The organism is uncultured Jatrophihabitans sp. (assembly GCF_964251945.1).
Classification (GTDB): domain Bacteria; phylum Actinomycetota; class Actinomycetes; order Mycobacteriales; family Jatrophihabitantaceae; genus Jatrophihabitans.
In genome coordinates, this window is the sequence record NZ_CAXULP010000001.1 from 316,581 (window position 1) to 339,299 (window position 22,719).

At 72.1% G+C, this 22,719-nt stretch carries 21 protein-coding genes; 6 read left to right on the top strand and 15 right to left on the bottom strand.

Going from position 1 to position 22,719, the window contains the following annotated elements; genetic code table 11:
• Positions 1-14: 14 nt before the first annotated feature.
• Positions 15-1,055: a glycerate kinase gene (locus tag ACFFBG_RS01440; RefSeq protein WP_375474862.1), complete on the bottom strand. Its 1,041-nt coding sequence runs from the start codon at positions 1,053-1,055 to the stop codon at positions 15-17.
• A gap of 75 nt (positions 1,056-1,130) precedes the next feature.
• Here ACFFBG_RS01440 and malQ point away from each other — a divergent pair, with 75 nt between their 5' ends.
• Entirely contained in the window at positions 1,131-3,281 is a 2,151-nt protein-coding gene (malQ, locus tag ACFFBG_RS01445; RefSeq protein WP_375474864.1) for a 4-alpha-glucanotransferase, read from the top strand.
• 23 nt (positions 3,282-3,304) lie between these two features.
• Here malQ and ACFFBG_RS01450 read toward each other — a convergent pair whose 3' ends face one another.
• From ACFFBG_RS01450 to ACFFBG_RS01460, 3 genes are all read right to left on the bottom strand, one after another.
• A complete protein-coding gene (locus ACFFBG_RS01450) occupies positions 3,305-3,742 on the bottom strand; it encodes a DUF3618 domain-containing protein (RefSeq protein ID WP_375474866.1) in 438 nt (145 codons plus the stop codon).
• Positions 3,739-4,209 carry a phage holin family protein gene (locus ACFFBG_RS01455; protein ID WP_375474868.1) on the bottom strand — a complete coding sequence of 157 codons (471 nt, stop codon included), beginning with the start codon at positions 4,207-4,209 and terminating at the stop codon, positions 3,739-3,741. Before ACFFBG_RS01455 ends, ACFFBG_RS01450 begins: the two co-directional genes overlap by 4 nt.
• Positions 4,210-4,285: 76 nt before the next feature.
• A complete protein-coding gene (locus tag ACFFBG_RS01460; RefSeq protein ID WP_375474870.1) occupies positions 4,286-4,789 on the bottom strand; it encodes a lipopolysaccharide assembly LapA domain-containing protein in 504 nt (167 codons plus the stop codon).
• Between the two features lie 199 nt (positions 4,790-4,988).
• On the opposite strand from ACFFBG_RS01460, the gene ACFFBG_RS01465 reads away from it, so the two are divergent.
• Positions 4,989-5,345: an STAS domain-containing protein gene (locus ACFFBG_RS01465; RefSeq protein ID WP_375474872.1), complete on the top strand. Its 357-nt coding sequence runs from the start codon at positions 4,989-4,991 to the stop codon at positions 5,343-5,345.
• A gap of 451 nt (positions 5,346-5,796) precedes the next feature.
• The gene (locus ACFFBG_RS01470) at positions 5,797-7,068 is read left to right on the top strand and encodes an ice-binding family protein (RefSeq protein WP_375474874.1); all 1,272 of its coding nucleotides are present in this window, start codon (positions 5,797-5,799) and stop codon (positions 7,066-7,068) included.
• 7 nt (positions 7,069-7,075) lie between these two features.
• Here the strand turns inward: ACFFBG_RS01470 and ACFFBG_RS01475 are convergent, their stop codons facing one another.
• The 3 genes from ACFFBG_RS01475 to ACFFBG_RS01485 all read right to left on the bottom strand — a co-directional run bounded on the left by ACFFBG_RS01475 (position 7,076) and on the right by ACFFBG_RS01485 (position 9,493).
• Positions 7,076-8,101 (bottom strand): NAD-dependent epimerase/dehydratase family protein, encoded by a 1,026-nt coding sequence (locus ACFFBG_RS01475; protein ID WP_375474876.1) that lies wholly within the window; start codon positions 8,099-8,101, stop codon positions 7,076-7,078.
• Positions 8,102-8,230: 129 nt separating this feature from the next.
• Complete coding sequence (locus ACFFBG_RS01480) at positions 8,231-9,130, bottom strand: undecaprenyl-diphosphate phosphatase (protein ID WP_375474878.1); 900 nt, start codon at positions 9,128-9,130, stop codon at positions 8,231-8,233.
• A gap of 42 nt (positions 9,131-9,172) precedes the next feature.
• Positions 9,173-9,493: an STAS domain-containing protein gene (locus ACFFBG_RS01485; RefSeq protein ID WP_375474880.1), complete on the bottom strand. Its 321-nt coding sequence runs from the start codon at positions 9,491-9,493 to the stop codon at positions 9,173-9,175.
• A 64-nt stretch (positions 9,494-9,557) separates the two neighbouring features.
• On the opposite strand from ACFFBG_RS01485, the gene ACFFBG_RS01490 reads away from it, so the two are divergent.
• Genes ACFFBG_RS01490 through ACFFBG_RS01500 form a run of 3 tightly spaced genes read left to right on the top strand, consistent with a single transcriptional unit; the run spans position 9,558 to position 12,160 of the window.
• Positions 9,558-10,619 (top strand): type III polyketide synthase, encoded by a 1,062-nt coding sequence (locus ACFFBG_RS01490; protein WP_375474882.1) that lies wholly within the window; start codon positions 9,558-9,560, stop codon positions 10,617-10,619.
• Positions 10,620-10,623: 4 nt separating this feature from the next.
• Positions 10,624-11,142, top strand: coding sequence for an isoprenylcysteine carboxyl methyltransferase family protein (locus ACFFBG_RS01495; protein WP_375474884.1), 519 nt, complete (start codon positions 10,624-10,626; stop codon positions 11,140-11,142).
• Between the two features lies 1 nt (position 11,143).
• Positions 11,144-12,160: an NAD(P)/FAD-dependent oxidoreductase gene (locus ACFFBG_RS01500; RefSeq protein WP_375474886.1), complete on the top strand. Its 1,017-nt coding sequence runs from the start codon at positions 11,144-11,146 to the stop codon at positions 12,158-12,160.
• Positions 12,161-12,237: 77 nt separating this feature from the next.
• Here the strand turns inward: ACFFBG_RS01500 and ACFFBG_RS01505 are convergent, their stop codons facing one another.
• The 8 genes from ACFFBG_RS01505 to ACFFBG_RS01540 form a co-directional block, all read right to left on the bottom strand.
• Positions 12,238-13,326, bottom strand: coding sequence for a lytic murein transglycosylase (locus tag ACFFBG_RS01505; RefSeq protein ID WP_375474888.1), 1,089 nt, complete (start codon positions 13,324-13,326; stop codon positions 12,238-12,240).
• Between the two features lie 267 nt (positions 13,327-13,593).
• Positions 13,594-14,214 (bottom strand): hypothetical protein, encoded by a 621-nt coding sequence (locus ACFFBG_RS01510; protein WP_375474890.1) that lies wholly within the window; start codon positions 14,212-14,214, stop codon positions 13,594-13,596.
• Positions 14,211-15,065, bottom strand: coding sequence for a phosphate ABC transporter ATP-binding protein (locus ACFFBG_RS01515; protein ID WP_375474892.1), 855 nt, complete (start codon positions 15,063-15,065; stop codon positions 14,211-14,213). Before ACFFBG_RS01515 ends, ACFFBG_RS01510 begins: the two co-directional genes overlap by 4 nt.
• The gene (locus ACFFBG_RS01520; protein WP_375474894.1) at positions 15,062-17,119 is read right to left on the bottom strand and encodes a fibronectin type III domain-containing protein; all 2,058 of its coding nucleotides are present in this window, start codon (positions 17,117-17,119) and stop codon (positions 15,062-15,064) included. The genes ACFFBG_RS01515 and ACFFBG_RS01520 overlap by 4 nt, the downstream gene beginning before the upstream one ends.
• Before the next feature lie 170 nt (positions 17,120-17,289).
• A complete protein-coding gene (locus ACFFBG_RS01525) occupies positions 17,290-18,153 on the bottom strand; it encodes a hypothetical protein (protein ID WP_375474896.1) in 864 nt (287 codons plus the stop codon).
• Entirely contained in the window at positions 18,150-19,244 is a 1,095-nt protein-coding gene (locus ACFFBG_RS01530) for a DUF916 domain-containing protein (RefSeq protein ID WP_375474898.1), read from the bottom strand. The genes ACFFBG_RS01525 and ACFFBG_RS01530 overlap by 4 nt, the downstream gene beginning before the upstream one ends.
• A gap of 155 nt (positions 19,245-19,399) precedes the next feature.
• Entirely contained in the window at positions 19,400-21,199 is a 1,800-nt protein-coding gene (locus ACFFBG_RS01535; RefSeq protein ID WP_375474900.1) for an Ig-like domain-containing protein, read from the bottom strand.
• A gap of 125 nt (positions 21,200-21,324) precedes the next feature.
• Entirely contained in the window at positions 21,325-22,584 is a 1,260-nt protein-coding gene (locus ACFFBG_RS01540) for a substrate-binding domain-containing protein (protein ID WP_375474902.1), read from the bottom strand.
• Positions 22,585-22,719: the final 135 nt, after the last annotated feature.

Below are 22,719 nucleotides of genomic sequence, written 5' to 3' on the forward strand. Positions count from 1 at the left end.
GGCACGGTCCACGCTCATCGCCGGGCGTTCACCGGTCGTTCGCGCAGCGTCTCAGTCACGATTTCGTGCACGCAACGCAACGTTTCGGCGCGGGCCGTGATCGCGCCGAACCGTGCGGTGAGGTCCAGCAGGGTGGCGCCGGGCGGCGCGTCGGCCGCCACGCTGCCGGCCACGCTGCCGGCCACGACGACGACGGGGACGCCCGCTTCGGCGCACCGGGCAAGCAGCGCGCCCGGGCCCTTGCCGGCGAGGCTGGTGGCGTCGAAGCGGCCCTCGCCGGTGAGGACGAGGTCGGCGCCGGCGATTCGCGCATCGAGGCGCAGCTGGTCGGCGACCAGGTCGAAACCCGGCCGCAGGCTCGCGCCGGCGGCGGCCAGTCCGCCGGCCAGCCCGCCGCCCGCGCCTGCCCCGGGGAGCTGGCGGACGTCGCGGCCGAACTGCGCGAGGTAGCGCTCGGCGAGGCGTTCGAGACGCGCGGTGAGGACGGCGACCTGCGCCGCGTCGGCGCCCTTCTGCGGCGCGAAGACGGCCGCGGCGTCGAGGAACGGCGTCCGGACGTCGCAGGCCACGGTGACTGCGACGCCGCGCGAGCCGTCGAGCGGGACGAGTTCGCGCAACTCGGCCAGCGCGTCCGCGCCGCCGTCGGTCGTCGCCGAGCCGCCGACGCCGGCCAGGATATGGCGGGCGCCGGCGGCGGCCGCGGCGGCGACAAGCTGGCCGGCGCCGCGAGCGGTCGCCGCGAGCGGCTCATTGCGGCCACCGACCAGGGCCAGGCCGCAGGCCGCGGCGGTCTCGAGAACCGCCAGGTCGCCGGCCAACCGCCACGCCGCGGCGACCGGCTTGCCCAGCGGCCCGACCACCGTGGTGATCCGGTTCGCGCCGCCGAGGCACTCGACCAGGCCCTCGCCGCCGTCAGAGATCGGCGCGCGGTCGACCTGCCAGCCGACGCCTTCGGCTGCGGCGGCCATCGCGTCGGCGACCTGCGCGGCCGTGGCGGTGCCGCGGAACTTGTCCGGCGCGGCGAGCAGCCGCGGCACGGCGGCGGGCGCGGTCATCGCCGGCCAGTCTGACAGCTCGCCAGTCTGACGGCCGGGCAGTCTGACAGCTCGCCAGTCGGACAGCCGGGCAGGATGAGTGTCGTGGACACCGCTGCCGCCGATCCGTTGCGCGAACTCGCCGACTCCTATGGCGTCGACACCGAGTACTACGACTGGCGTGGCGAGCACCGGATCGTTAGCGCGGACAGCCTGCGCGCGGTGCTGGCGGCCTTCGACGTGGACGCCGGCAGCGATGCGAGCTGCGCCGCCGCGCTGGAGCGGCGGCAGGCCGACCGCCTGTCCGTTGTGCTGCCGCCGTGTCTCGTCGTGCGCGCCGGCCGGGCGCACACGGTGGACGTGGCCGCCGTCGAGCCGCGGATCGAGCTCGAGAACGGCGAGGTCGTCGAGGCGGCCGCGACGTCTGCATACGTCGAGCTGCCGGCGGATTTGCCGACGGGCTACCACCGGCTGGTGGTCGTCGTCGCCGGCGAGCGGCACTTCTGCGAGCTGATCGTCACGCCGAGCCGGCTCGCGCTGCCGCCTCAGCTTGCCGAACCTGGTTGGGGACTGGCCTGCCAGCTCTACAGCGTCCGCTCGCGCGGATCATGGGAGGTGGGCGACCTCGCCGACCTCGCTCAGTTGGCGGCGTGGTCCGCGCGCGAGCACAGCGCCGACTTCGTGCTCGTGAACCCGCTGCACGCGGCCGAGGTCACGGCGCCGATGAACCCGTCGCCGTACCTGCCGACGAGCCGGCGCTTCGGCAATCCGGTCTACCTGCGGATCGAAGACGTCCCCGGCTACGCGCGGCTCGCCGCCGACCGCAAGGCCGAGGTCGACGCGCTCGGCGAACAGCTTGCGCGACGGCGCAGCGACGACCGGCTCGACCGCGACGCCGCTTGGACAGCCAAGTTGGCCGCGCTCGAGCTCGTCCACGACGCCGACCTAGACGCCGACCTGGACGACGGGCGCGCCGCCGCGTTCTCCGCCTACTGCGAACGCGAGGGCGCGCCGCTCGACCGGTTCGCGACCTGGTGCGCGCTGAGCGAGCAGCACGGCCCGGATTGGCGCGAGTGGCCCGCGGAGCTGCGCGATCCCGCGTCGCGCGCGGTAGCCGGCTTCGCCGCCGCGCACGCCGACCGCGTCGACTTCCACCGCTGGCTGCAGTGGCTGCTGGGGGAGCAGCTGACCGCCGCACAGCACGCCGCGGCCGACGCCGGCATGCGGTTGGGCGTGATCCACGACGTCGCCGTGGGCGTGTCGGCGGGCGGCGCGGACGCGTGGACCTACCAGGACGTGCTCGCCACGGGCGTCCGCGTAGGCGCCCCGCCGGACGCGTACTCCCAGCTCGGCCAGGACTGGCAGCAGCCGCCGTGGCGGCCGGACCGGCTGGCCGAACTCTGCTACGCGCCGCTGCGCGAGTTGTTCGCCGCCGCGTTGCGGCACGCTGGCGGCGTGCGCGTCGACCACATCATCGGGCTGTTCCGGCTGTGGTGGATTCCGGCTGGCAAGGACGCGCTGGATGGGACTTACGTCCGTTACGACTACGACGCGTTGGTCGGCATCCTGGCGCTCGAGGCCGAGCGCGCCGGCGCAGTGATCATCGGCGAGGACCTCGGCAACGTCGAGCCGTGGGTGCGCGACTACCTGAGCGAGCGCGGCCTGCTCGGCACCAACATCCTGTGGTTCGAGACCGACCACGCCGACGGCTCGCCGTTGCGGCCGCAGCAGTGGCGGCCGAACTGCCTCGCGTCCGTGACCACCCACGACCTGCCCCCGACGACGGGCTACCTCGCCGGCGATCACATCCGGCTGCGGCAGCGGCTCGGCCTGCTGACCCGGTCCGCGGACGAGGAACTCGCCGCCGCTGAGCAGGAGCGAGTCGCCTGGCGCGCCGAGTTGGTGCGCGCCGGCCTGCTCGACGACCTCGACGACGACGACGACGACGGCGGCGGCAGCAACAGCGACAGCGGCGACGGCGGTGACGAGTTGAGCCCGGAGCGGCTGGTGATTGCACTCCATGGCTTCCTGAGTCAGACGCCGGCGCTGCTGCGCTGCGTGGCGCTCACCGACGCGGTGGGCGAGCGGCGCACGCAAAACCAGCCCGGCACCCAGGACGAGTACCCGAACTGGCGAATTCCACTGGGCCGCGCGGACGGCACGTCGATCCTGCTCGAGGACATCGAGCGCGACCCGCGGGTCGCCGAGATCATCGCCGCGACCCGTGGCGATCGAGCGCTCGATTAGCCGGCTCGTCGATGAGCCGGGCTTCAGAGCGCGGACGCGCGCTTTCGCCGGCGGCGCACCACGAGCAGCACGAGCAGCGTCACGCCCGCACCGGCGGCGATCTTGCCGCGGTGCGGCTCGGCCTTTGCGGCCACCTGCTGGGCGACTGGGCCGGCCTTCGCCCCGACACTGTCCAGCGCGTGTTGCACCGGCGGCGGCGCGGCGGCCTTGGCCTGGTGGGCGGCGGTTGCGACTTTCTCTTTGGCCGCGGCGCCGGCCGCGTGTGCTTTGTCGCTGGCCTGGGCTTTCACGTCGAGCTTGGCGGTGAGGGCGTCGACGGTGTCCGCGAGCTCGGCACGCGTCGCCTCGATGTCCGCGCGGATCGCGTCCGGCTCGGTGGGCGGCGGCGTGTCGGTCGACGGCTCGGCTGGAGCGTCGGACGCCCCGTCAGCGGCGGATCCGTTGTCGTCGGCAGAGGTCACCTGTTCGCTCCCGGCTTGAGGGTGTCGACATCTCGTTTCAGGCCCGCGATCGCCTCGGTCGGCATGGGCGGCGTCGCTTGCTGCACTTCCTTCTTGCCGATCAAAGCGGCGATGCCCGCGACGACAAACAGCGCGCCAGCGACGATGAGCGCCGCCAGCCAGGCCGCGACCGGATGGGCGAGGCCCAGGATCGCCGCCGCGACGAGCGCGCCAAGGCCGTAGAAGGCAAAGACGCCGGCGCCGCCGAACAGGCCGGCGCCGATGCCGGCGCGCTTGCCCTTCGCGGTCAGCTCCGCCTGCGCCAGCCGCAGCTCGTCGCGCAGGAGCCTGCTCGTCTGCTCGGACACCCGGCCGATCAGCTCGCCGATCGACGCGTCGCCGGCGCTGTTCGGCCCCGAGCTGTTGGGCACGGCGTCGGCCGTCGTGGCGCCGGGCGCCCCGCTGCCGGTGGACGGGGTAGCCGTCATCGCGACCTCCATGCGAGTCGAAAAGATTTTTGTTGCCTACCCGCTCGCTCGTCTGGACTCACGCACCCGCGTGCGCTCAGGGCGTGCGCTGGTCCTTCGGGGTGTTGCGCTTGAGCGCGCGGCGCAGCTGGAAGATCCGGATCGAGCCAGGAATGGCGGCCAGCAGCACGCCGAACACCGCGGCGATCAGGATGATCAGGCCGAGGCTGAGGCTGCCCGACCCGCCCAGGTAGTGGATCGTCGCCTGGCGTGAGTTCTGTGCGATGAAGATGATCAGCAGGATCAGCACGACAGCGGTGGCGATCGTGGCCACCCAGGCTGCGCTCACCCGCCCACGCCGCACCCGCCCCTTGTCGTCGAAGCCCGCCGCGGGCTCGGTTCTCGTCGGCGCCTGCGCGTCCGTCGGCGCGCCCGGCCCGGCGCCTGGGCTGACCGGGGGGCCGCCGTAGGCCGGCGGATAGCCCTCCGCCGGCTGGCCCGGCTGGCCCGGTTGGCTCGGCGGACCAAATGGCTGGGCAGCCTGCGGATGCGGGCCTTGCTCGGGGGGATAGGGCGGCGGTACGGGCGTCGAACTTGTCACGGCGTTTGCCTCTACTTCCATTGCGGCTCGTGGGGGGCTTACCCACTAGCGTGCTCCCTCCCGGCGCTGTCTGACGAAATTGGCGGCAAGCGGTGTTTACGCCCAGACAACGGGGCCGGTAGTACATTTCGACACGGAACGCCGTAGGGCCGTTCCGTCCTATCCAATCCTGGGTCGGATTCTGCCGCAGGGAAAAACCATGACAGCCGAACTCGCTCTCGCGATCGGCGACACCGAGCCGGCCTCGTCGGTTCGCACCCTCTCCGCCGACGACTGGCGCGCTGTCGTCGAACTCGCCGGCGACTTCGACCTCGCCAGCGCCGACGCGTTGCGCGCCGAGCTCGATGCGCATCTCGACGCCGGCCGGCGGGTGCTGCGCCTGGACATGAGCGGTGTCACGTTCTTCGACTCCACCGCGATCGGCGTTGTCTTGGGCGCGCACAAGCGCTGCGCCGCCGACCGCGGAGCGGTCATCGTCGCTGCCGCGTCGCCGAGCTTGCGCCGATTGCTGCGGCTGACCCGACTCGACGCGGTTCTATTGGTGGACAGCCAGTAAGCCATCCCGGCTGCCGGGTTCTCGATCTTCCCCCGCTGGTCTGCGCGGCCGCGAGCAGCAGCCCGTGACGTGACAGGGCCTGCGGGTCACCGGCGGGGGTGCCGCTCATCAGCTGTCGAGGTCTGCTCGCATATACGTGCGCAGACCCTGACAGCGCGCCGACGACCCGTCCAGGCAGGTAGCGCCGCGGCGAGATGGTGAAGATCGGCGACGGCCCCGCCGGCGGCTGCGCGCATTTAAATTACCGAGGGTGCATGGTGTTAGCTCTGGGTAGTTTTAGGTTAGAGTGAGATCGAGGTCAAGTCTGGTGACAGCGGCGGGGTGCCCCTGCCGCGATGAGCTCTTCGCCCCGAGGGTCGACGAGCACGCCTGCTGACGCTCAGGGGACCGCTCGCCCGGCACTCGCCGACGCGAAGTCCTTCGGGGGCTAGTGCTCGACGAAGGACAAGCAATGAGCACTATCCCCGTCTCGGCTGCTGCGGCCTCCCGATTCCCGCGCCACCGCTCGATCATGGCGGCTGCCATGCTGACGAGCCTCGTCGCGATCGGCGTCTCGTGGGCGCAGCCGGCGTCAGCCGCCACCGGGACCGTCAACCTCGCGACCAGCGCCGAGTACTCGGTGCTCGCCGGTCAGGGGGTCACCAACACCGGCGCCAGCACGCTGAACGCCGACCTCGGCTCCAGCCCCGCGCCCGCCAGCTATGTCACCGGGTTCCCGCCAGGAATCGTCGGCGGATCGCAACACTTCGCCGACGGCCCCGCACTGCAGGCGCAGTCGGACCTCACCACCGCCTACAACGACGCGGCCGGCCGGCCGGTCACCGCGAACGTCCCCGGCGACATCGCCAACAGGACGGTGGTGGCTGGCGTCTACAAGGCGAGCACATCGCTCGGGTTGAGCGGCGCGCTCACCCTGAACGGACAGCACGATCCGAGCTCGGTGTTCATCTTCCAGGTTCCGACGGCGCTCACCACCGCCTCGGCGAGTTCGGTGAATCTGATCAACGGCGCGCAGGCGTGCCACGTCTTCTGGCAGATCGGCAGCTCCGCGACGCTGGGCACAAGCTCGGTTTTCCGCGGCACGATCATGGCCCTGCAGTCCATCAGCATGAACAACGGCGTGCAGGTCCAGGGCCGCGCGCTGGCTCGCAACGGCTCGGTCACCCTGATCAACGACACGTTCACCTCCGCGCGGTGCGCGGCTACGCCGCCGGCCACATCCACGACCACGACCACGTCGTTGCCGTCCGGCCCCGTGCACGTGGGCGGCACGATCCCAGTGCGAGTCAGAGTGTCCGGAACCGGCGGCACCGTGCCGACCGGCCGCGTCACCGTGCTCGACAACGGCAAGGTGGTCGGCAGCGGAACGCTCGACAGCACCGGGCGCGTGACGGTCAAGATCCCGACCGGGTCGACCCCGGGAACCCGGACGATCACCGCCCGCTACGGCGGCAGCCCGGTTGCGCTGACGTCGACCTCGACGGGGCGCACCGTGACCGTCCGGGCCGCGCCATCGACGCCGACCTCGTCCACAGCGTCCGGCACGCCGTCTACCTCGACGCCGACTTCCACCTCGAACTTGACCCATACGACGGTGCTCGCCTCCACCGGTGTGCATGGCCTTCCGCCACTCATCGTCGTGGCCGTGGCGCTGCTCGCCCTCGGGCTGGTCTTCGTCTGGGCCGCGCGCCGGCCGGCACGAGGGCGACACCGGGATCAGTGAACGGCCATCACTGTTTCCTTCCGGTCTTGCGCCGCAGTCCGCGCGGGTAGAGCAGCGCACCAGCGCCGCCGCGGCCAGCAGCCAACGCGTCGACGAACGAGCTGAGCACCTCGGCGCCGTCATGCGCCGGCGCCCAGCCGAGCGCGCGCAACCGGCTGGTGTCGAGCAGCGGCATGCCGATGGCGAGGTCGACCCAGCCCGGGTCGGTCGGCTGAATCCGGGCCCGCCAGGTGAGGTCGGTGACCGCGCGCAGCAGCTTCGGCGGCAACGCCGGTCCGACGCCGCCGAACAGCGTCGCGAACGCCGCGCGATCGATAACCGGGTCGGCGGCGACGTTGAACGCGCCGCCCGCGCCCGCGGACAACACGGTGTCGATGGCGGCGGCGACGTCGTCGGAGTGCACGAACTGCAGCGCTAACTCACGCGGCCAGGGCGCCAGGCGCAGCAACGACCGGCGCACGAGTTGCGGCGGGATCAGCGGACCAAGGAAGTACCGGCTGATCTCGCTGGCCGCGCTGTCCTGCAGGACCAGCGTCGGGCGCAGCCGGCTGATCGTCATCGACTGTTCGTAGTCGTCCAGGATGCTTTCAGCCGCTGCTTTGTCGACGCTGTAGGGCGAGGTCTCGAAGCCGGTGTTCGGCCAGCTCTCGTCCACCGGCGTGGACGACGTCGCCGGCGCGTACGTGCCGATCGACGACACGTGGACGAGATGGCGGACACCGGCGCGCTCTGCGGCGGTCGCGACCGCGCGGGTGCCGCCCTGATTCGCCCTGCGCATCAGCTCGCGATCGTGGCTCGGCTGCAGCAGGAACGCCAGGTGCACGACCGCGTGCGCGCCGGCCATCGCCGGCGCGAGCGCGTCTGTGGCATCCGGCTCGCCGAGGTCGGCTCGCGTCCACTCGAGCCCAAGGTATGGCTCGGTGTCCGGCGGCGGCCGCCGGGTGACGCCGACGACCTCGTGCTCGCCTGTGGTCAGCCTGCGCAGCAGAGCGGTGCCGAGATTGCCGGTCGCGCCGGTGACGACGATGCGCATGCGCTGGGAGATCAGCCCTCGGCCGGCGGCGCGGCGTTCGGGTCGGGTATGTCGCTCACTCGGCCGAGGTACCCCTCGACCGGTCCCGCTTACCGCCGTGCCCGCGGTAACCCATTCGATCAGCCACGTTCACCGGACGGCGAACCAGACCAGGCACGCCGCGCCAGCGGCCACGCAGTACGCCCCGAACGGACGCATCGAGCGGCTGGCGAAGTAGCGGGTGAGGAACCGCACGGACACGTAGGCGCCGACGCCGGACAGCACCGAGCCGAACAACACCTGCGGGCGGATGCCATCGCCCAGCGGGCCCGCGAGGTCGCCGAGCTTGAGCACGCCGGCGGCGAGGATCACCGGCGTCGCGAGCAGGAACGCGAAGCGCGCGGCGTCCTCGCGCGAGAGCCGCGCGCTCAGCCCCGCCGCCGTGGTGACGCCGGAACGAGACAGGCCCGGCGCCAGGGCCAGGATCTGCGCCGCGCCGATCGCGACGGCCTGAGTCGTCGGCAGTCCGGCGAGGCGCCGGTCGGACTCCGCGCCGCTGACCCGCTCGTCCACGTACTCCTCGTCCGCCGGCTGGCCGCCGCGGAAGTGCTCGATTCCGAGCAGCACGAAGCCGTTGACCACGAGGAAGACCGCCGTCGGCACGGGACGGGCGAGGGTGGTGCGAAACGCGTGCTCGGCGAGCAGCCCGACGACCCCGACCGGAATAGTGCCCAAGACGAGCAGCCAGGCGAGCCGCTCGTCCGCGGTGTCGATCCGACGGCGGGCGATGCTCCGCACGAGTCCGCGCACGATGCGCACCCAGTCCCGCCAGAAGTAGATGATCAACGCGATCGCCGTCGCCACGTGCAGCCCCACGATGTAGGCCAGGTACGGCGATTCCGGCGCCCGGACGTCCAGGTCGTGCTGCCAGGCGCCGCCGACGACGGCGGGCAACAGCACGCTGTGTCCGAGGCTGGACACCGGGAAGAGCTCGGCGACGCCCTGCAGCAAGCCGACGACGCCGGATTCCAGCCAGCTCAGGTGAGACACCCGCGCAGCCTACTACGACAATCGTCGTAGTAACGACGGCGGTCAGGCGCGTCGTTCGGCCCACTGCTCGGCGAGCCCGGCCACCTCTAGCACGCGACGCACCCGGTTGGACGGGTTGCGCAGCGCGAAGCTCTTCTCGCCGTCCTCGGCGACCTGGGCCAACTGGACGAACACGCCGATCCCGGTCGAGTCGAGGAACGACACCTGCCCCAGGTCCAGGATCAGGCCCTCGACGTCGTCGCGCCCGAGCGCCTGCCGCCCGGCGTCGAGCAGAGTCCCCCTGCTGCCGAAATCGACGGAGCCCGTGACGAGCAGCACGCTGCGCTCGTCCTCGTCTGCGTCTTCGATGACGTCCAAGTCCATAGCTGGAGGCTAACCAGTCCGCTCGCGACGTGCTGACCGGGTGCCGGCGTGTCACCCTGGCTCAGTGACGACGATCGCCGCTGTGCGCGCAGCGTTGCCCGCCCACCGCTACCCGCAACAGGTGCTGACGGCGGAGTTCGCGCGCCATCTCGAACCGCGTCGGGCCCGCGTGCTCGAGCGTTTCCACCGCAGCGCGCAGGTGCGCACCCGGCACCTCGCCTTGCCGCTCGAGCGCTACGCGGAACTCGACGGGTTCGGCGCGGCGAACGAGGAGTTCATCAGGGCCGCGGTGGACCTCGGCGCGCAGGCGCTCACCGGCGCGCTCGCCGACGCCGGACTCGAGCCGCGCGACGTCGACGTCATCTACTTCACCACCGTCACCGGTGTCGCCGCGCCGTCGATCGACGCGCGGATCGCCACCCGGATCGGGCTGCGGCCAGACGTCAAGCGGGTGCCGATGTTCGGCCTGGGCTGCGTGGCCGGCGCGGCCGGGATCGCCCGGCTGCACGACCACCTCAAGGGCGCGCCGGACGACGTCGCGGTGCTGGTGTCCGTCGAGCTGTGCTCGCTCACCATCCAGATGACTGACGACTCGATCGCCAACCTCGTCGCGAGCGGGCTGTTCGGCGACGGCGCGACCGCCGTCGTCGCGGTCGGCGACCAGCGGGTCGGATCGGTGCCGAACGTGTCCGGGCCGCGAGTGCTCGACTCGCGCAGCCACCTCTATCCCGACAGCCTGCGCACCATGGGCTGGGACGTCACCGGCGCCGGGTTGAAGATCGTGCTCGACGCCGACGTCCCGACGCTCGTGCGCGCCTACCTGGGCGACGATGTCCGCGGCTTCCTCGGCGATCACGGGCTGGCGGTCGGCGACGTGTCGACGTGGGTCAGCCACCCGGGCGGACCGAAAGTGATCGAGGCGATCGAGGAGACGCTCGAGTTGCCCGACGGCGCGCTCGAGCTGACCTGGCGCTCGCTCGCGACGATCGGCAACCTGTCCTCATCCTCAGTGCTGCACGTTCTGCGCGACACGCTCGACAAGCGACCGGCGCGTGAGACGACGGGCGTGCTGATGGCGATGGGCCCCGGCTTCTGCTCCGAGCTCGTGCTGCTGGAGTGGATCTGAGGCGATGGCCTGGTTCGTGCTGCTGGTCGCGCTGGTCGGCGCCGAACGCGTCGGCGAGCTGGCAGTGGCCCGCCGCAACGAACGCTGGAGCGTTGCCCGCGGCGCGGTCGAGGCGGGCGCCGGGCACTATCCGGCGATGGTCGCGTTGCACACCGGCCTGCTCGTCGGCGCGCTGCTCGAGGCGTGGCTCGGCGACCGCCGGTTCCTCCCGGCGCTCGGCTGGCCGATGCTCGCCCTCGTCGTCGCCGCGCAGGGGCTGCGGTGGTGGTGCATCTCGACGCTGGGCAGGCAGTGGAACACCCGCATCTTCGTCGTCCCCGGCCTTCGCCGGGTGACCGGCGGCCCGTACCGGCTCTTCGCGCATCCGAACTACGTCGCCGTGGTCGTCGAGGGGTTCGCCCTGCCGCTGGCGCGCTCGGCGTGGATCACGGCGCTGGCGTTCACCGCGCTGAACGCCCTCCTGCTGTCGGTGCGCGTCAACGCCGAGAACGCCGCGCTGCGCGGGCTGGCGGCGGGCGGCTGACGTGCTGGACCTGCTGGTCGCCGGCGGCGGTCCGGCCGGCCTGGTGACCGCGCTACACGCGCGCGCCGCCGGCCTGTCGACGGCGGTGCTCGAACCGCGGCACACACCGATCGACAAGGCTTGCGGCGAAGGGCTGATGCCAGGCGCGGTCGCCGCGCTGCGCCGGCTCGGCGTCGATGTCGGCGGTTGGCCGTTCGCCGGCATCACCTATCACGCCGACGGGCGCAGCGTCGCCGCGGCCTTCCGGCGGGGCAGCGGGCTCGGCGTCCAGCGCACCGAGCTTTCCGCCCGGCTGCACGAGGCCGCCGTCGCGGCCGGGGTGGACATCGTCGCGCGCGCCGCCGGGGAGGTGCGGCAGGACGCCGAATCGGTGAGCGCCGCCGGCCTGCGCGCCCGCTACCTCGCCGCCGCCGACGGCCTGCACTCGCCGATCCGCCGCGGGCTCGGCCTCGATCCGGCGCCCGCTCCTGCTCGGCGTTACGGCCTGCGCGCGCACTTCGCGTGCTCGCCGTGGACCGATCACGTCGAGGTGCACTGGGCCGACGACGCCGAGGCGTACGTGACGCCGGTGGCGGCCGGCTGCGTCGGCGTCGCCGTGCTCGGCGGACCAGGCGCGTCGTTCGCGCGGCGGCTGGCGGCATTTCCGGACCTGCGCGCTCGGCTGCCCGCCGAGCCGCTCGAGCGGCCGCGGGCGGCCGGCCCGCTGCGCCAGGACGTCACGCGCCGGGTGGCCGGCCGGGTGCTGCTAGTGGGCGACGCCGCCGGCTACGTCGATGCGCTGACGGGGGAGGGGCTGGCCATCGCGTTCCGCTGCGCCGAGGCGCTGACCGCCCGCGTGCGAGCAGACCGGCCGGCGGCCTACGAACGCGACTACCGGAAAATCGCGCGCCGCTACCGGCTGCTGACGCTCGCCCTCCTGCACGCCTCGCAGCGACCGGCGGTGCGTCGGCGGTTGGTGCCGGCCGCTACCCGTGCGCCCTGGTTGTTCGACCTCGCCGTCAACGCGCTCGCGCACTGAGGCTCGCGGCGGTGCTCGGCGCGGGTCTCCTCACGCGCTGGGCCGAGGCTGCGCGTAATGAAGTCGGCCGCGGCCGCCTAGGGGCAGTCCGGCGGCACGCAGGTCGACGTCGCCGGAGTCGATGTTGGCTCAGACGTCGTCGACGGCGAATCGGTCGGGCTCGACGGGGCGGTCGTGGCTGTGTCCGAGGGTTGGCCGGCGACCGTGGTGACCGGGCCGCCGCCGACGCGGCCGGTCGGCGTCGGCGACGCGCCGGTGCGCGTCGCCGAGGAACTGGGCTCCGGGGTGCGCGTCGGATGGCCGCCACGGTGGCTCACGGCGGTCGGCGCGCCCGGGTTCACCGGCGGCAGGGGACCGTGTCGGCGCACCGGCGCCAGCGGCCCCTGGGTGACGCCGACCGGCGCGCCGGACACGCCGACGTGGACCGCGTAGGCGTTCGCGAGCGCCAGCACCTGGTCGACGTACTCGTTGGAATGGTTGTAGGCGAGCAGCGCGCGCACCTGTCCGGCTCGGCCCCGCAGGTTGCCGCCGGCCGCGCAGAGGTAGCGAGCCGCGCCGAGCGTCGCGTCGTTGATGTCGAAGACGTTCGCCCGCCGATCGCCGTCGCCGTCGGCGCCGTACAGCGCCCAGGTGGACGGAATGAACTGCATCGGCCCGAGCGCGTGCGCGTAGACGGCATCGCCGTCCAGGGCCAAGCCGTTCGGCGGCGCGGCGATGCGGTCCCCGTTCGCGCCGTCGAGCGCCGGGCCGATGACGGGCGGCGTGGACAGGCCGTCGGCGCTCAGCACGGCCCCGTTGGCCCGACCGTGATCGGACTCCTCCCGTCCGATGCCGGCGAGCAGGTACCACGGCAGGCCGCAGCTCGGATCAGCGTTCGACAGCCTGGCTGCGGCGACGCGATAGGCGTTCAGCGCCACCTGGGGAATGCCGTCGGAGGTGAGCCCGGTCAGCACGGCGCGGTCGGCCGGCGCTGGCACGGCCGCCGTGACAGGCGACGCCGCGAGGGTGAGCGGCGCCGTCGTCGCCGGGTAGGTCGGCGGCGGGGTAAGCCAGCTTGGCTCGGCGGCTGCTGCCGGCAGGACTTGCCGGCCGCCGCTGTCGCGGCGCGTCGCCGGCGCAGCCCCGTCGGCGGTCGCGCCCAGCGCCGCCGACGACACCGCCAGCACAACTGCGATCGTGACGCCGGCGGCGAATTGAGCGGTCCGCGGATGCCTGGCCGGGGTTGGCGGGGCCTGGGTTGGCCCGGCCTGGATCGGCCCGGCCTGGGTTGGCGGGGCCTGGGTTGGCGGGGTTGGCTGCCGCGCGTGGCGCGGCGGCTGCCGCGGTGGTGTCTCGACTTCGTGGCGCCGGCGCCGGCGCCCGGCGCGTCGCTCGGGTCGACTATCGACGTTCGGCATGCGGTTACCGTCCTTGACTTCTTCGATCGCAGACATCTAGTGCCGCCGCCGGCGACGGCCGAGCAGGGCCAGCAGTCCGCCGGCCGCGACGGCGCCCACGGCTGCGGCCAGCAACCGCTGCAGATCCTGGCCCGTCGTCGACAGCGACCCGGACCCCGGCTGCGCCGGCCGGCTGGCGGACTCGCCGAGGACGCCCAATCCGCCGCTCGACGCGCGCGACGCGCTGACCCCGGACACGCCTAGGGAGGGCGAGGTGCTGCCGGTCGACGCCGACGCCGCCGGGGTGATCACCTGGAAGGCGATCGTCACGACGCGCGGGACGCCCACCACGACGTCGCCGGGCGGCGCCGTCGACTGGTCGCGCGCGCTGCCCGAGGCGAGTAGGCGGTACCGGCCCGCGGTGCGCGGCGCGGGGTAGCTCGCGTGCACCGAGCCGGTGTCGTCGGCGTGCACGGTCGCCGAGCCGGCCCGGCCGGCCACCTGCAGGATGACCGCGGTGTCGGGCCGGAAGCCGGACGCGTTCACCGGCAGCGCTCCGCCCGGCGACACCAGGGGAGTGGCGTGCACCGGCGCGGCGAGGGCGAGGCCGACCGCAGCGACGATGCCGGTAAGCGCGGCGGCGCAACCGACGGCTGGACCGGAAGGCGCATGTCTCAACCGAACCGTCCGTGCACGTAATCGGCGGTGCGCTGGTCCTGCGGGCTGCCGAAGATCAGCTCGGTCGGGCCGTGCTCGACGATCACCCCTGGCGTGCCTTGCTCGGCCAGGAAGAAAGCGCAGCTGTTCGACACCCGCGCCGCCTGCTGCATGTTGTGCGTGACGATCACGATCGTCACCTGCGAGGCAAGCTCGGCGATGGTCTGCTCGATCACCCGGGTCGAGGTCGGGTCGAGCGCTGAGCAGGGCTCGTCCATCAGCAGCACCCGCGGCCGGACGGCCAGTGACCTGGCGATGCACAAGCGTTGTTGCTGGCCGCCGGACAGCGCGCCGCCGGGAGAGGACAGCCGGTCCTGGACCTCGCGCCACAGGCCGGCCCGGGTCAACGATTCCTCCACCAGCCCGTCACGCACGGCGCGCGGCACTCGAACACCGGTGAGCTTCAGCCCGGCGACGACGTTGTCGTAGATGCTCATCGCCGGGAACGGGTTGGGCTTCTGGAACACCATCCCGATCGCCTTGCGCGCGTCGGTGAGCCGACGCCCCGCGGCGTAGATGTCCTCGCCGTCCAGGTTCACCTCGCCGGCCAGCTTCGCCGACGCCACCAGTTCGTGCATCCGGTTCAGGATTCGCAGGAACGTCGACTTGCCGCAGCCCGACGGTCCGATCAGGGCTGTCACCTGTCCGGCCGGCATGCGCAGCGAGACCCGGTCGAGCACCTTGCGCTCGCCGAACCACGCGGAGATCGAGCGCGCGTCGAGTTCGGCGAGCGGGGCCGGCGGCTCGGCCGCCGCGTGCGGCGCGTCGACGAAGATCGGGATCTCGGCGGTCTCGGCGATCGGACTGGTCATGTGCCGCGCACCGTGATCCGTTTGGAATGGCCAGCCGCCAGGCTCGACCGGGCACCCTTGTACAGCCGGAACTTCGTCGTGCCCTTGCGCAACTTGTAGCTGATGACGAAGCCGGTGCGGGTGTGCCTGTTCGGCATCTTCTGCTTGCGGACGACCACCTTCTTGACGGTCTTCCACTTGCCCTTGACCAAGATCTGCAGCGCCACCCGCTGCCCCTTGGCGTTCGGCGAGACCGTGCCGTAGAACTTGACGCGCTTGCCGTGCTTGCGATGCTTCGCCGTCACGTGCGCGGCCACGACCTGGGTGACGGTCACCGTCTTCACGGCGCTGGTCACCGCTTTGTGCGTCGCGGCGCCGGAGTAGACCCACTCGAACTGCTCGGTGGAAGTCGGCTTGACGCTGGCCGTGGCGACACCGCGCGAAGACGTGGTCACCGTGGTGATCGCCGCAAACGCGGCGGAGCCTCGCCGGCCGTACAGCTTGACCTTCTGGCCGCCTATCGCGGCGGACGTCCGAGCGTCTGTCAGCGTGCCACTCACCGACACGGCCGTACCATACTTCACGGTACTGACGGCGGTGATCGTCAACTTCGACGCGTCGACCACCGGCGCGGACGGCGTGATCGGGGCGGACGCGGCGGAGTAGGCGCCGGCGCCGGCCGAGTTGATGGCGGCTACGCGGAACTCGTAGGTGGTGCCGTTGGTCAGCCCGGTCACGTTCCCGGTGGTGGCGGTGCTGGTGTGGAAGCTGGGCGACACCGACGCCCACGTGCCGCCGTTGTTCGCCGAATACTCGAGGTCGTAGCCGATGATCGCCGCGCCGCCGTTGCTGGCGGGCGCTGTCCAGGAGACGGTTGCCGAGGCGTTGCCAGCGGTGGCGTGCACGGCGGTGGGCGCGCCTGGCGCGGTGGGCGGCGCGGGGGTGACCGCGGATGACGCGGCGGAGTAGGCGCCGGTGCCGACCGAGTTGATGGCGGCGACCTGGAACTCGTAGGCGGTGCCGTTGGCGAGGCCGGTGACGGTCGCGGTGGTGGCGGTGCTCGACTGGGCGCTGGCCGGCCCGTCGGCCCAGGTGCCGCCGTTGTTTGCGGAGTACTGGACGTGGTAGCCGGTGATCGCGGCGCCGCCGTTGCTGGCGGGCGCGGTCCAGGAGACCGTCGCCGAGGCGTTGCCGGCGATCGCGTGCGCCGCGGTGGGCGCGCCTGGCGCGGTGGGCGGCGCGGGGGTGACCGCGGATGACGCGGCGGAGTAGGCGCCGGTGCCGACCGAGTTGATGGCGGCGACCTGGAACTCGTAGGCGGTGCCGTTGGCGAGGCCGGTGACGGTCGCGGTGGTGGCGGTGCTCGACTGGGCGCTGGCCGGCCCGTCGGCCCAGGTGCCGCCGTTGTTTGCGGAGTACTGGACGTGGTAGCCGGTGATCGCGGCGCCGCCGTTGCTGGCGGGCGCGGTCCAGGAGACGGTCGCCGAGGCGTTGCCGGGCGACGCGTGCACGGCGGTGGGCGCGCCCGGCGCGGCAGCTGTGGGCGCCGAGCCGGGCGAATAGACGAGCGTCCAGGTGTGGGTCGTGTTGTTGACCGAGATGTCGGCGTAGTCGTAATGCACCGAGCCGGACGAGCCCGCGGCGCTGGTGTAGAGCCGCGCCTCGTAGACGCCTTGGTAACCGGTCGTCGTCGAGGTGTTCGGGTAGTCGCTTTCGACGCTCTCGATCGTCAGGTCGCCGTTCGAGCCGGTGTTGAGCGGGCCTGCGGTGGCGAGCGACCCCGGAGCCTGCGAGTTCGGGTAGTTCGTGCTGCCGCCCAGCTGGTCGGCGTCGTGCCAGCTCTCTTGGTTAAGTCCCTCGTGCGGCAGGTAGAGGTAGACCGTGGCGGTGGGATTCGACAGCGAGGAGTCCTGCGTCGCCGCGCGACCGAGCACATAGTTCGCAAAGGGCGCCGAATTGGTCGAGCCGGAGGTGATCGCCGCCCCGGCCGCGTTGTAGAACGTCAAGCCGCCGACCGCGTTTGGGTCCGAGTTCGCGCCCACCCATGGCGGGGGCGTGCCCTGCGCGTCGGCCACCGACCCTGCCACGAGAAAGGCCGAAGCGACTACGCCAACGGTGGCGACCGCCGCGCCCAAGACGGCAAGGCGACGTTTCATCATGGTCCTCTCAGAACGTGAACGCGGTCGAGCCCATTCGAACCCGACGAGGTCGACGGGCCGCGCACGCTCGGTGAACAGGGGACGAATCAGCGTCGCCGGGCCGCCGAGACGAAGATCAATCGGGCGATGATGCCGCCGACGAGCAGCAGGCAGGCGAGTGCCACCCACAGCCACGCCCCCGGTCCCGACGAGCTGCTGTGCTCGGCGGCGGCGTGTGAATCCGCCGCCGCCGACTCATTCGCCGCAGGGTTGACCGAAGCGGCCGTCGGAGTGGCCCGAGTCGGCTGGCTGGCCGAACCTGTCTTCGTCACGGCCGCAGGCCCGGCGACGTCGGTGGTGGCGTTCGGCGCCGGCGTGGGCAGCGCGGCGACCGAGCGCAGCGCCAGCTCCCCAGATCGCGCCGATCCCGAGTCGCAACCGGTGCGGCCGCCGTTCACCAACGTCCAGGCATTGCCGGACACCCGGATGGTCGCGGTGCTGTAGGCCGTGGCAAGTCCGGGTAGTCCCGGCGCGCCGACGAACAACCGCAACTGCAGCAGGCCGTCCCACTTCGTCGGATAGTCGCCAAGCAGGTCGGCAAGGGACGGGTCGGCCGGCGTAGCGGCCGCCATCGGCCTGCTCTTGCTCGTGTAAGCGGCGGAGAAGGTCAGGTATTCGCCGTTCCACTGCTGCGGGTCGACGTTCTCGATCGGCTGGTAGCCGTACAGCGCGGCGGTGCGACCGGGCCCGGCGTAGGCGCTGGGCGGCGCGGCGGAACCGACCGCGCGCCACACGAAGGGCTTGGTGTGGATGTCGCCGTGCGTCGCGACCTGCCCCGTGACGCCGCACAGCGTCACCGTGCCGACCGATTGCGGATCGGTGTACGGCACCGGTCCCGCCGACGCGGCCGGCGCGAACCAGGTCAATGCCGCGGCGATGGCCGCGCCGATCGCGCCAACCCGGCGGATCATCGCGTCGCTCCGCTGCGGGCGAGCGCCGAACTCTTGCGGTGCGAGCTGGCTCGGCCCGCCGGCGCCGGTTTCGGCCGGTGCCACCACCACAACGCGCCGCCGAGGCCGCCGATGACCACGAGCAGCAGCACGAGCAGCGTCCACGGGATCGCCCACAGCCCGGCGGACGCCGACGCCTGGCTCAGCTTGGGGTCGCTCGCGCCGACCGGCGGCACCGGCGTCAGGTGCACGGCTGCGCTCAGGTGGATGCCGGGGAAGACGTCCGGCACCCGGCGCTCGATCGTGACGCTCGCGCCGGGCAGCAGCGGCGGGACGACCGGCAGGTTCGTGAGCGCGGTCGTTCCGCCGATCAGCGAGCTGACGCTGGCCCGCTGCGTCGCGCCGAGCAGCACGTTCCCGGTGTTCTGCACGCGGTAGCTCAGCCGTGCCACGCCGACGCCCAGCGGATTGCCGAACGCCGGCCCGTCGAACTCGAAGCGGAGCTGCCGCACGGCGAGGCCCGCGTGGATGGGGCCGGACACCCGGACGTACACCCGCAGGCCGACGCGCTGGTCCAGTTGGACGAGCACGCCCTGCTTGTTGCGCACGCTGCTGCGCAGCGAGACGACGACGCCAGCGGCGTGATCGCCGGGCGTCGCGGTGCGCGGCACGAACAAGCTGATCGGCACGATGACGTGCGAGGGTCCCTTCGCGGTGCGCGCGGGCACGCGGACGCTGCTGGCGCCGACCGTCAGCCACGTCGCGAGGTCGGTGGGCGCGACCGCCGCCGGTTGCAGCGCGAAGTTGCCGTCCGCGTCGGCCGTCGCCGCCGCGGCGTACACGCGCAGGCTGAGCGGGCGCGGGCCCAGATTGGCGACCGCGACCTGGTCGGCGAGCCGCGCCCCGGGCGTCGCGCTGTACGTGAGTTGGGCGCGGGTGTCGGGCTTGCCGCGGGTCGCGGCCTGAATGCCGAACTCGGCGTTGGCCGACTTGGTCGCTGGCTTGCGGCCGGGCACACCGTGGCGCGGCGCCGCGCCCGCGGCGGCGCCGAGCACGGTCGGCGCGATCACGAGGAGGCCGGCCAGCAGCGCGGCCGGTCGTCGGTAGGTCACGCGGGTGAGCGAAGTCGGGCGTGGCGAACGAAGCGCCACGCGAACCTGAACGGGGGACGACGGTGTTCGGGCCACCCGGCTAGCCGGGTGGCCCGGGTTAAACGACCAGGGCGGGACGGGGTGACCCGTCCCGCCCTGGCGGAAACGTCCGACCGTCAGGCGACGGTGAACGTGATGATGCCGCTGTACGCGCCTGGCGACGTGGAGGTCGGGGCGTGCAGGGTCAGCGTGCCGTAGATGCCCACGCTGCCTGCGCCACCGTGGGTGGTCGTGGCAAACGCGTGGGCTGTGCCGCCACCGAGACCTTGAGTGCCGGTGGCGGTGGGCGCCACTGCCGGCTCGGCAGCCGGGTTGTCGGTGAACGCCAGCGAACCCTGCTGCAGGGCGTTGCCTGGCAGGTAGACGCCGTTGAGGCTGGTCAGCCCGACGTTCTGGCTATTGATCGAGTGGCTGTGCCCGTCCGTCAGATCCGACGAGGAGGCCGACGCGGTCCAGTTGGCGCCGCCCACCCGAGTGTCCACGACCTGGATGCTGCCGGTGCCGTCCGGTTGGCTGCCGGTCGGGCGCGACGCGTAGCCGTTCTGACCGAACTGCGCGGTCGCCGAGAGTTCGGTGCCGTTGGCGTTCAGCACCATGTTGCCGAGGTTCAGCGGGTGCGCCGTGGTGTACGGCGTGGTGATGGCGATCGTGCCGGGCGGCACGGTCACCTGGATCGGCTGCGGGTCTGGCGTGGCCCCCACAGGCGCCCCGGCGTTGTAGTCGACTGCCGGCGAGACCGACGGGTTGTACGCAGCCGTGTTGGTCGGCGTGAAGGACGCGGTGATCGACGGGTGGTCGCCCTGCGTGAACCCGCTGTAGGTGATGGACGCCGATCCGCCGCTGACTGTCTGCGGCGAGCCGATCTGCTGGCCGGCGTCGAAGAACGTCACCGTGCCCGCCGCGGCAGACGGCGTGATTGTGGCCGTGAGCTGCACCGGTGCGAAGGCCGGCCCGCTGGTCGGGTTCGCCACGAGCGCGACCGACGTGTTTGTGGCCGGGGCGGTCGTCGCGGTGATCGTCTTGGTGTTGCTGGTTGAACCGGCGAAGCCGGACAACCCCGCAGGCGAGTAGACAGCAGTGATGGGGTGACTTCCGACCCCGCTGATCAGCGCAGTAGTCGTCGCCACGCCGCTGCTGTTCAAGGTGACCGGTGAGCCGATGGCGGTGGAGCCGTCCTTGAACTGGACGGTGCCCTTTGGCGTTCCAGAGCCCGTGTACGGCGCAACAGTGTCCGAGAGCGTCACCGACGTGCCGTCCGTGACCGAATCGCTCGGGTCGGCCGACGTGGTCAGCGTGCTTGTCGTCGCGGTGCCCTGCGCGTCCGGTGTGTAGACCAGCGACCAGGTGTGCGCGGTGTCGTCGAGCTTGATGTCGGCGTAGTCGTAGTTCGTCGTGCCGCCCTTGCCGGCCGCGCCGGTGTAGAGCCGGATCTCATAGACGTGGTCGTAATTGGCGTCGCTCGACGAGTTCGGGTAATCGCTCTCGATGTCGGTGAGCTTGAAGTCGCCGGGGTCGCCGGTGTAGACCGGCAGCGAGGTCGACTTGATCGGTTCCGGCGCCGAGGTGTTCGGGTAGCTTGGGCTGCCGCCGACCTGCTCGTTGCTGGAGAACGACTCCTGCTTCGTGCCCGGCGTCGGGACGTAGGCGTAGATGGTCGCGGTGGTGTCGTTCGCGCGCAACTGCGTCAGGCCGGCGACGTACTTGGCGAACGGCGCGCTGTTCGTCGGTCCGCTGGTGATCTGGCTGCCGTCGCTGGCGAAGAACGCCAAGCCGCCGACCCCGTTCGGGTCTGGATTGGTCGCGACCCAGGGCGGTGCGGTTCCGGTGGCCGAGGCGGCTCCGGAGGTGGCGACGAGCCCCGCGCCGGCGGCCGCCAAAAGCGATCCGCCGATCAGCACTGCTGTCAAGGATTTCATCGAGCTTCTTGTCTCCCCTATGAGTGTGACGTCGAGTCCCGCTGTCGGGATCTCGGGTTGGGTGCGCCGGCTCGCGCAGCCGCGAGCCGGCGCACCCGGATGGTGCGTGCGAGCGGTGGCAGCGCCTACGGGCAGGCGCTGGCGCCGAGCTGGTCGACCCCGCAGTCGTCGTAGGCAGGCGTCACGCCGGCCGATTGGAGCAGTGTCTTGCCGGCCGGCGAGTTGAAGAACGGCGTTCCGCCAGAGGCGCCGGCGAGGAACAGGGTGTTCACCCAGTTCTTCGTCGAGCCGTTGAAGTGCGTGGTGCTGTTGACGTCGGAGTCCCGGAAGTCGACGTACAGCCCGCGGGTCTGCGTGTAGACGTCGCCGCCGTCGCTGGCGGTGCCGGTGGTCGGCAGCAACGCGACGTCCGGAGACAGCACTGAGTCGTCGCCGGCCGTCGGGCCCTTTCCGAGCGCCTGGTTCGGGTTGTAGAAGTAGCCGTTTTGGTACAGCGTCAAACGCCCGCCGGAGATGGGCTCGATGGCGTCCGCGTTCGGCTTGAGGCCGGCGACGTAGGGGTCCGCGACCTGGTTGCCGCTGCTGTCGAGGAACAACGCGTACGGGTCGTTCTCCTCATAGGTCTTCACGCAGCCGCCCACGGCCTGCGTCACGTTTCCGTTGCCGTCCGTGGTGAACCCGATAGCCGTGAGGAAGGTCTTGCGGGTGCCCGACCCGTTCTGCGGGATGACCGGGATGATCGTGTCCGTGGACGTGCCGCCGACACCCGAGTCGCTCCAGTGGGTGTAGCCGCTCGCGCACAGGTAGATCTGCTTGAGCTGGGCCTTCGACAGCGGCACCGCGTGGGTGGTGTTGCCGGCCGCGATGCTCAGGGTGTCGTTGGCGAGGCGGACCTCGTGCAACGCGCCCGAACCGCCGGTGCCGGTGGCGTTGGTGACATCGCCCTGGCCCAACGGAGACGACGACCGCGCGAAGTTGATCTGGTTCGCGCTGTCCAGTTCGAGCGCGAGCAGGCCGGCGCCCGACCCGTTCGGCCGCTGCCGAGGGCTCGAGCCGGCGCGCAGGAAGATGGTCGGGTTCAACGCCAGCAGGGCACTGGACGTGCTGCCGTTGAGGTAGCCGGCGCGCGCGTTGGCGTCCGGCGTTGCGTCGAAGTTGGCGATCCGGCTCGTCTTGCCGAAGTTGTAGCCGTTGTGGCCGTTGACGTCGCCGTCCGCGCCGAAGTCGAGCATGTACTGCAGCGTGTCCGACCCGACTCCGACGATGTCGCTGCTGCCGGGGGCGGGATCCGCGTGCGCGGCGGTGCTGGCGGCGGTCATTAGACCGAACGCCAACGTGCTGGCCGCGAGCGCGGCCACACTGGCCGCGCCCTTCCTCTTGGTCATCCTCATGTACGAGCCACCTTCCGAGGGCGCTTGATCCAGCGCCTTCTGCGCTGGGCGAGGCAAGCGTCGGCGAGCGGTTCTACGTGCGGAGGGGCTTGTACTTAACGGAGGATGAAGGCTGGCTTCGCAACGCAC